This window comes from Flavobacterium sp. U410, assembly GCF_053570605.1.
This window is the reverse complement of sequence record NZ_JBSEFI010000030.1, coordinates 26,270-34,230: the sequence shown is the minus strand read 5'-3', so window position 1 is coordinate 34,230 and position 7,961 is coordinate 26,270. Positions and strand designations below refer to the sequence as shown.

Here is a 7,961-nt window from a genome sequence, read left to right as displayed (position 1 = left end):
CTTAATTCTATTTCTAGATAAAAAGAAAGCTGCCTCAAAAAGGCAGCTTTCTTTTTTTAAATAAAAATGATTTGTGGAAGTTTTGTCTTTTTGAACTAAAAAGACACTCTCTTTGCCTATTTTTTGCTCTCTTTTGTAAAAATCCTTACTTTCGCAAATTGATTTAAGGAAACGACAAAAATGAGTACAAAATTTACTGAATACAAAGGACTTGACTTGCCAAATGTAGCAACGGAAGTCTTAAATTTTTGGAAACAAAATGATATCTTTCAAAAAAGTGTAACTACTCGTGAAGGAAATGCACCCTATGTGTTTTTCGAAGGACCGCCTTCGGCTAACGGATTGCCGGGTATTCACCACGTAATGGCGCGTTCTATTAAAGATATTTTCTGTCGTTACAAAACCCAAAAAGGATTTCAAGTAAAACGTAAAGCAGGTTGGGATACTCACGGACTTCCGGTAGAATTAGGAACCGAGAAAGAATTGGGAATCACCAAAGAAGATATTGGAACCAAAATTTCAGTAACCGAATACAACGAAGCGTGTAAACGAACCGTTATGCGTTATACGGACGTTTGGAATGACTTGACTGAAAAAATGGGATATTGGGTCGATATGAAAGATCCGTATGTGACTTACAAACCTAAATACATGGAAACGGTTTGGTGGTTGCTGAAACAGATTTACGATAAAAATTTACTATACAAAGGATATACTATCCAACCGTATTCTCCAAAAGCGGGTACAGGATTGTCTTCTCACGAAGTAAACCAACCGGGTTGTTACCGCGATGTTACGGATACCACTATTGTAGCGCAGTTTAAAGCAAAAGAAGAAACGTTGCCAAGCTTCTTGCAAGGTTTTGGAACGGTTCACTTTCTGGCTTGGACGACTACGCCTTGGACGTTGCCAAGTAACACGGCTTTAACCGTTGGACCAAAAATTGATTATGTTCTGGTTAGAACAATTAGTAGATACGATATTGATGGGAAAAGAGAAGTTTTAAATTTAATTTTAGCTGAAAATCTTTTTAAGAAATATTTTGAGTTTCCAGAATCAGGAACTGAAGTTGGAGGGAATTATAATGTTGGATTTGAATTGTCCGATTTCGATGTTTTAAAAGATGTTAATACTACAGAAAAAGTAGAACACAAAGGAAAAATTAGATTTTGGAGTGTTTTAAAGAAATTTAAAGGTGCTGATTTAGTTGGAATTAAATACGAACAGTTATTGCCTTATGCATTGCCGTTCCAAAATCCTGAAAATGCGTTCCGCGTAATTTCTGGTGATTTCGTTACTACAGAAGATGGTACAGGTATTGTTCACACAGCGCCAACTTTTGGTGCAGACGATGCTAAAGTAGCCAAAGAAGCTACTCCGGAAGTGCCGCCAATGTTGGTTTTAGACGAAAATGGAAATCCTGTTCCTTTAGTTAATTTACAAGGAAAATTTATTGACGGTTTAGGTGATTTGTCTGGAAAATATGTGAAAAACGAATATTATAATGATGGTGAAGCTCCTGAGAAATCGGTAGATGTTGAAATTGCTATTCGTTTAAAAGAAGAAAATAAAGCGTTCAAAGTTGAAAAATACGTGCACAGTTATCCGCATTGTTGGAGAACCGATAAGCCTATTTTATACTATCCGTTAGATTCTTGGTTTATTAAAGTAACTGAGGTAAAAGATAGAATGTTTGAATTGAACGAAACCATCAATTGGAAACCAAAAGCAACCGGAGAAGGACGTTTTGGAAACTGGTTAAAAAATGCAAACGATTGGAACTTATCGCGTTCACGTTATTGGGGAATTCCATTGCCTATTTGGAGAACAGAAGACAAAACAGAAGAAGTTTGTGTGGGTTCGGTAGAAGAACTATTCCATGCTATTGAAGAAGCGGTTGAAGCTGGTTTTATGACGGAGAATCCATACCAAGGTTTTGTGGTTGGAAATATGGAGGAAACCAATTATGATTTGGTTGACTTACACAAAAATATAGTGGATAACATTGTGTTAGTTTCGCCTTCGGGTAAACCAATGAAACGCGAAACGGATTTAATTGACGTTTGGTTCGATTCAGGTGCGATGCCTTATGCGCAATGGCATTATCCGTTTGAAAACAAAGAATTCATTGATAAACACGAATCGTATCCGGCTGATTTCATTGCAGAAGGTGTCGATCAAACTCGTGGATGGTTTTATACTTTACATGCTATCGGAACTTTAGTTTTTGATAGTGTAGCGTATAAAAATGTAGTGTCAAACGGTTTAGTCCTAGACAAAAACGGACAAAAAATGTCGAAACGTTTAGGAAACGCAATTGATCCGTTTACCACTTTGGCTGAATTTGGCCCCGATGCTACGCGTTGGTACATGATTTCGAATGCCAATCCGTGGGATAACTTAAAATTTGACCTTGAAGGTGTTGCCGAAGTTCGTCGTAAGTTCTTTGGAACACTTTACAATACCTATTCGTTCTTTGCTTTATATGCCAATATTGATGGGTTTAAATATGCAGAAGCCGAAGTTCCGTTAGAAGAAAGACCGGAAATTGACCGTTGGATTTTATCCGAATTACATACTTTGATTCAATTTGTAGACGAATGTTACGCAGATTACGAGCCTACAAAAGCCACTCGAGCTATTTCTGACTTTGTTCAGGAGAATTTGAGTAACTGGTACGTTCGTTTGTGCCGTCGTCGTTTCTGGAAAGGCGAATATGCACAAGATAAAATTGCAGCTTATCAAACGTTGTATACGTGTTTGGTAACGGTGGCTAAGCTTTCGGCTCCGGTAGCGCCATTCTTTATGGACAAACTTTACCGTGATTTAACACAAGCAACACAATCAGAATCTTTTGAAAGTGTACATTTGGCGGAATTTCCAAAGTTTGTTGAAAAATATGTTGATAAATCTTTGGAAAGCAAAATGTTGAAAGCACAAACGGTTTCGTCTTTAGTGTTGTCATTGCGTAAAAAAGAAATGATAAAAGTACGTCAACCGCTGCAAAGAGTGATGATTCCTGTACTTGACGCTGCTTTTAAAGCTGAAATTGAGGCGGTTTCTGACTTGATTAAAGCGGAAGTTAACGTTAAAGAAGTGCAGTTAATGGATGATGCTTCTGGGGTATTGGTGAAGCAAATTAAACCTAATTTTAAAGCATTAGGGCCACGTTTTGGAAAAGATATTGGGTTGATTTCCAAAGAGATACAGTCTTTTGGTCAAGATCAAATCAATGTCTTGGAACGTGAAGGGCAGATAACGCTTGATATTTCAGGAAAAAGTGTTATCTTAACAACCGAAGATGTAGAGATTTCGTCACAAGATATTCCGGGCTGGTTAGTAGCCAATGCCAATGGAATTACGGTAGCACTTGATATTACCATTACGGAAGATTTGAGAAACGAAGGGATAGCAAGAGAACTGGTGAACAGAATTCAAAATATCAGAAAAGATTCTGGTTTTGAAGTAACCGACAAGATAAAAGTTCAATTGTTAAATAACGATCAAATTGAACCGGCTGTTAAAGCAAATGAAGGCTACATTAAATCGGAAACGCTTACAAGCGAACTTGTTTTTGTTGACCAAATTGAAAATGGTACAGAAATTGAGTTTGATGATTTGAAAACAATAGTATTAATTTCTAAATGATCGAAATTATGGTAGACGAGAAAGTAAGATATTCCGACGCTGAACTTGCGGAATTTAAAGAACTGATTTTAGCCAAAATCGAAAAAGCAAAAGCTGATTTAGAGTTGATTAAAAGCGCCTACATGAATGGTTTAAACAACGGAACGGATGATACATCACCTACGTTTAAAGCTTTTGAGGAAGGAAGCGAAACCATGTCTAAAGAAGCAAATTCTCAGTTAGCCATACGCCAAGAAAAGTTCATCCGCGATTTAAAAAATGCTTTAATTCGCATTGAGAACAAAACTTATGGGATTTGTAAGGTAACAGGGAAATTAATCGGGAAAGAACGTTTGAAAATTGTTCCTCATGCGACCATGAGTATCGAGGCAAAAAATTTGCAACGATAAGAAGATAACTCCAAATCCCGTATAGGGTAAATTCCAAACTTTAACTTCTTAACCACGGTTGAGCAGGAAAAGTTTGGAATTTTTTTTACGATAAAGCGTTAAAGTTTATTTAAAATCAATTGGTTACTCAATAAAATTACTTTTTTTCGTTTTTGAAATAGAATATAGAAAAATCAGTACTTTTGCACTTCAAAATCAAGAACATGTCATTAAAGAAAGCTTATATTTTAGTTTTTTTAGTCCTTATCATAGATCAAGTTTCGAAAATTTATATCAAGACGCACTTTTACTTAGGCGAATCTATTAAAGTTTTAGGATGGGATTGGTTTCAAATTCATTTTATTGAAAACGAAGGAATGGCCTGGGGCGCTGTTATTCCCGGAGATTATGGGAAACTGACCTTGACTCTTTTCAGAATTGTAGCTGTAGGCGGAATTAGCTGGTGGCTTTGGGATTCTATTAAAAAACACGCTTCAAATTATCTTGTAGTGGCGATTGCTTTAATACTTGCCGGAGCGGTTGGGAACATTATTGATTCTGTTTTTTATGGGGTAATTTTTGATCATAGTAATCATCAGGTAGCGACTTTATTTGCTAGTGAACCTTATGGAAAGTGGTTTTATGGTGAAGTAGTAGATATGTTTTATTTCCCGATTTGGGAAGGATACTTGCCCGAATGGATACCTGTTTGGGGCGGAAAGTATTTTACTTTCTTTAATGCCATTTTTAATGTTGCTGACGTTGCTATTTCGACTGGAGTAGGTATTTTGATTGTGTTTAATAAAAGAGCGTTTGGAAAGTGATTTAAAAAAATAATAAATTAACAGAAAGCCCAACTTTTAAATTGGGCTTTCTGTTTCTATTTCTTTTTACGTTGACCTGGCGCATAGTTTTTTGCACTTTTAGCTCCGGTAGCTTTTTTAACTTGACCAGGAGGCGCTGATTTTATTACTGTTTTATTATTATGAACTTTACAATTACTTAGACTGAAAGCAAAAGCAAAAATTAAAATGACTTGGAAGGCTTTTTTGAAAGTTAAGTTTTTCATAGGGATAAATTAAATTCTTTACAAGAATACATCTAAAATTTAAAAATTTAAAATTTCTTTATCCGTCACACAAAAATCTAATCTTATATCTGTTTCTATAACATCTTCAATTTGTTGTTCCGGTTCAAAAAAAGAAAGCCCGATTTTAATCACATCGGGTTTGCATTGGCTCAGAAATTTGTCGTAAAAGCCTTTTCCATAACCCACACGATTTCCTTGTTTGTCGTAAGCTAAAAGCGGTACAAAAACCACATCAATCATTTCTGTAGGAACAGGTAAACCATTTACAGGTTCCGGAATGTTATATTCGTTTTTTACAATTTTAGTGTTATCGGTCAATAAAAAATGCGTCATTTCTAGCGTGTCAAAATCGCTTTTCGAAATCACAATTTCTTTGTCTTTTCCGGCTAAAATTTGCAAAAGGAATTCGGTGTCAACTTCTTTATGTTCTACAATGGGGAGAAAAAGATGGTAATAGGTTTTGTCCCAAATAGCTAATCGAAGCAAGTTATTGGCAATTGCCAAACTCTTTTCTTCAATTTCTTCTAAGCTCAATTTTTGCCTTTTCTCTTTATACTTTTTCCTTAGTTCCTTTTTATCCATTTATAGCCCATTTCAAATCGTCTATAAAAGTAGTTAAATGATCAATTTCTACGTGATCCATTAAGACAATTTTATACCATTTGTTATGTTCGTTATGTTGTTGGGGAACCAAATCGTATTTTTCGGCTATTTTATGCGGAATATTTTCAGCATGAATGGTTACCAAATTCATAAAAGGTTCGCGAAAATAGTCAATGTTCAGTTTGTCTAATTCGTCACATAAAAATTGTGTGCGCATTTGTAAAATACTGATTTTTTCAAACCAACCGTAAGCACCATACGTAAACAAAATCATCCAAACGGCAACGGCATTCGCGCCCGAACGGCTTCCACAAAGGGTTAAATCCATTCCTTCTACATATTCGGCTTCTTTGGTTAACACATTTTCGATTAAACCCTTTCGGCAAATAAAAACACCGGTTCCATAAGGAGCTTGTAGCATTTTATGGGCGTCAATGGTAATCGAACTGATTTTTGGATTACTAAAGTTAATCGTTGAATTCGGGTTAGAAAACGGATACACAAATCCGCCATAAGCACCATCAATATGGAGTTTGTACGGAACATTGTGTTTCTCTAAAATATCAGTATAAAGATTAGGATCGTCAACAGAACCAAACATGGTAGTAGCCATATTGGCAACAGCCATAAAATATTTTTTTCCGTTTTTAATGGCATTTTCTACTATGGTTTCCAATTGTTCTTTTTGGATTTCTCTCGTATTAAAATCAACCGGAATTTTAAGCCAATCGACTTGCAATAAATTAGAACCTTTTGGAATAGAATAATGAGTGTCTTCCGAAGCTAAAATGGCAATTTCGTCCGGTTTTGCATTATATGTATTAAAAAAGTAATTGCGAAAAACCCAAAGTGCCTGAATATTAGCTTCTGTTCCGCCGGGAGCAATGTAGCCGTCATATTCGTTTTCTTGGGCTTTAAAAATATCAACAGCAATAACATCTAATACTTCTCTTTCTATTTCTTGTGTGCCGCAAAACGCTTTTTCAGAAGTGCCAAAAGTATGACAACCAATGTTATTTGGGTTAGCAACATACGTTTGTAAAGTTGGTGCATCTTTCAAAAAAGGAGCATCATCATAAAAAACTCTTCCGTCTAATTTGGAAGCCGGATAACCTAATGAAGCATCTTTTGAGAAGTTGACATTTTCCTGTAAAGCTTGTTGTATTCTGTGTAAACGCTGTTCTTGCGTAAGTTTTTTCCAAAATTGCATACCTAAAATTTTTCCAAAGGTACAATCTTAGAATTTTTTCAAAAATGATAAATGTTAGCTTTCCAAATGGGTTGTAATATGAAAAATGGCATCACCTTGATACACAAAAGGTGCGTGATTAGCATTGATTAAATATCCATCATTAGTCGATTTTACTTTGTGCTCTATTTTTCCATACGGATCAGAAATGGTTGCTAAAAGTTCTCCTTTTTTAACAAAAGAACCGATTTGTGCAACACCATGAAACATTCCGGAATATTTGGATCTAATCCAATTTGATTTTTCAATATAGATAGAAGTATGTGGAGGTTCAGAAGCTTTTTTCTTTGGATTCAACATGCCTAAATGTTCCAAAAAGCGCTTGCTTCCTTGCAAGGCCTCATTTGTAATTTCTTCGTTTAAGTCCAAAGATTTTCCGCCTTCAAAAAGTAGCATTTTTACTCCTAGTTTATCACAAGTACTCCGGAACGAACCTGAAATATTTTTGGAATATAAGGTAAATGGCGCATGAAAAACTTCGGCTAATTCTTTGAGTTCCGGGTTTCCTTGTTCAATGCGGATTTGTGGCGCGTTAAAACGTTGGGCACCGCCCGCATGGAAATCTATCACATAATCAATATTAGGTAAAATTTCTTTCACGATATAATAAGCAAACCGACTGGCCAGCGAACCGGTCTTGCTTCCCGGAAACACTCGATTTAAATCGCGTTTGTCCGGAAATTCACGAGTTTGGTTCACAAAACCAAAAATATTAATGATAGGAATACAAATGATAGTGCCTTTTTTTGGTTTGTTTATTTTTTTTGTGATGATTTGACGAACGGTTTCTGTTCCGTTAATTTCATCGCCATGCAAACCCGCAGAAAAAAGAACTATTGGTCCCGGAATCCTCGAACGCTCAATGATAATAGGAACTTTTAGCTTATTCATGGTATGTAATTTGGCAATTTCCATACTAATTGTTTTGCTTTCTCCGGGTAAAATAGTCTCACCAAAAAGGTGTAAAGGTCTTATCTCATTCATGTTACCAAAAATATAAAAA

At 35.7% G+C, this 7,961-nt stretch carries 7 protein-coding genes; 3 read left to right on the top strand and 4 right to left on the bottom strand.

What is annotated here, in order from left to right; translation table 11 throughout:
* Positions 1–180 precede the first annotated feature (180 nt).
* The 3 genes from ileS to ACUSJC_RS15745 all read left to right on the top strand — a co-directional run bounded on the left by ileS (position 181) and on the right by ACUSJC_RS15745 (position 4,840).
* Complete coding sequence (gene ileS, locus ACUSJC_RS15755; protein WP_449270526.1) at positions 181–3,648, top strand: isoleucine--tRNA ligase; 3,468 nt, start codon at positions 181–183, stop codon at positions 3,646–3,648.
* 8 nt (positions 3,649–3,656) lie between these two features.
* Complete coding sequence (locus tag ACUSJC_RS15750; protein ID WP_449270525.1) at positions 3,657–4,037, top strand: TraR/DksA family transcriptional regulator; 381 nt, start codon at positions 3,657–3,659, stop codon at positions 4,035–4,037.
* Positions 4,038–4,240: 203 nt separating this feature from the next.
* Complete coding sequence (locus ACUSJC_RS15745) at positions 4,241–4,840, top strand: lipoprotein signal peptidase (RefSeq protein WP_449270524.1); 600 nt, start codon at positions 4,241–4,243, stop codon at positions 4,838–4,840.
* Positions 4,841–4,896: 56 nt separating this feature from the next.
* On the opposite strand, the gene ACUSJC_RS15740 is transcribed toward ACUSJC_RS15745, so the two are convergent.
* From ACUSJC_RS15740 to ACUSJC_RS15725, 4 genes are read right to left on the bottom strand one after another with little or no spacing between them, the layout of a single operon-like run.
* Positions 4,897–5,085 (bottom strand): hypothetical protein, encoded by a 189-nt coding sequence (locus ACUSJC_RS15740; protein ID WP_449270523.1) that lies wholly within the window; start codon positions 5,083–5,085, stop codon positions 4,897–4,899.
* 39 nt (positions 5,086–5,124) lie between these two features.
* Positions 5,125–5,688 (bottom strand): 5-formyltetrahydrofolate cyclo-ligase, encoded by a 564-nt coding sequence (locus ACUSJC_RS15735; RefSeq protein WP_449270522.1) that lies wholly within the window; start codon positions 5,686–5,688, stop codon positions 5,125–5,127.
* On the bottom strand, positions 5,681–6,919 hold the full coding sequence (locus tag ACUSJC_RS15730; RefSeq protein ID WP_449270521.1) for an aminotransferase class I/II-fold pyridoxal phosphate-dependent enzyme: 1,239 nt from the start codon (positions 6,917–6,919) through the stop codon (positions 5,681–5,683). Before ACUSJC_RS15730 ends, ACUSJC_RS15735 begins: the two co-directional genes overlap by 8 nt.
* A 54-nt stretch (positions 6,920–6,973) precedes the next feature.
* Positions 6,974–7,942: a succinylglutamate desuccinylase/aspartoacylase family protein gene (locus ACUSJC_RS15725; RefSeq protein ID WP_449270527.1), complete on the bottom strand. Its 969-nt coding sequence runs from the start codon at positions 7,940–7,942 to the stop codon at positions 6,974–6,976.
* Positions 7,943–7,961 lie beyond the last annotated feature (19 nt).

Bases quoted from the DNA above. Each gene is read 5' to 3' on its own strand.
- ACUSJC_RS15735 (WP_449270522.1), bottom strand. From the start codon at position 5,688: ATGGATAAAAAGGAACTAAGGAAAAAGTATAAAGAGAAAAGGCAAAAA.
- ACUSJC_RS15730 (WP_449270521.1), bottom strand. From the start codon at position 6,919: ATGCAATTTTGGAAAAAACTTACGCAAGAACAGCGTTTACACAGAATA.
- ACUSJC_RS15750 (WP_449270525.1), top strand. From the start codon at position 3,657: ATGGTAGACGAGAAAGTAAGATATTCCGACGCTGAACTTGCGGAATTT.
- ileS (WP_449270526.1), top strand. From the start codon at position 181: ATGAGTACAAAATTTACTGAATACAAAGGACTTGACTTGCCAAATGTA.
- ACUSJC_RS15740 (WP_449270523.1), bottom strand. From the start codon at position 5,085: ATGAAAAACTTAACTTTCAAAAAAGCCTTCCAAGTCATTTTAATTTTT.
- ACUSJC_RS15725 (WP_449270527.1), bottom strand. From the start codon at position 7,942: ATGAATGAGATAAGACCTTTACACCTTTTTGGTGAGACTATTTTACCC.
- ACUSJC_RS15745 (WP_449270524.1), top strand. From the start codon at position 4,241: ATGTCATTAAAGAAAGCTTATATTTTAGTTTTTTTAGTCCTTATCATA.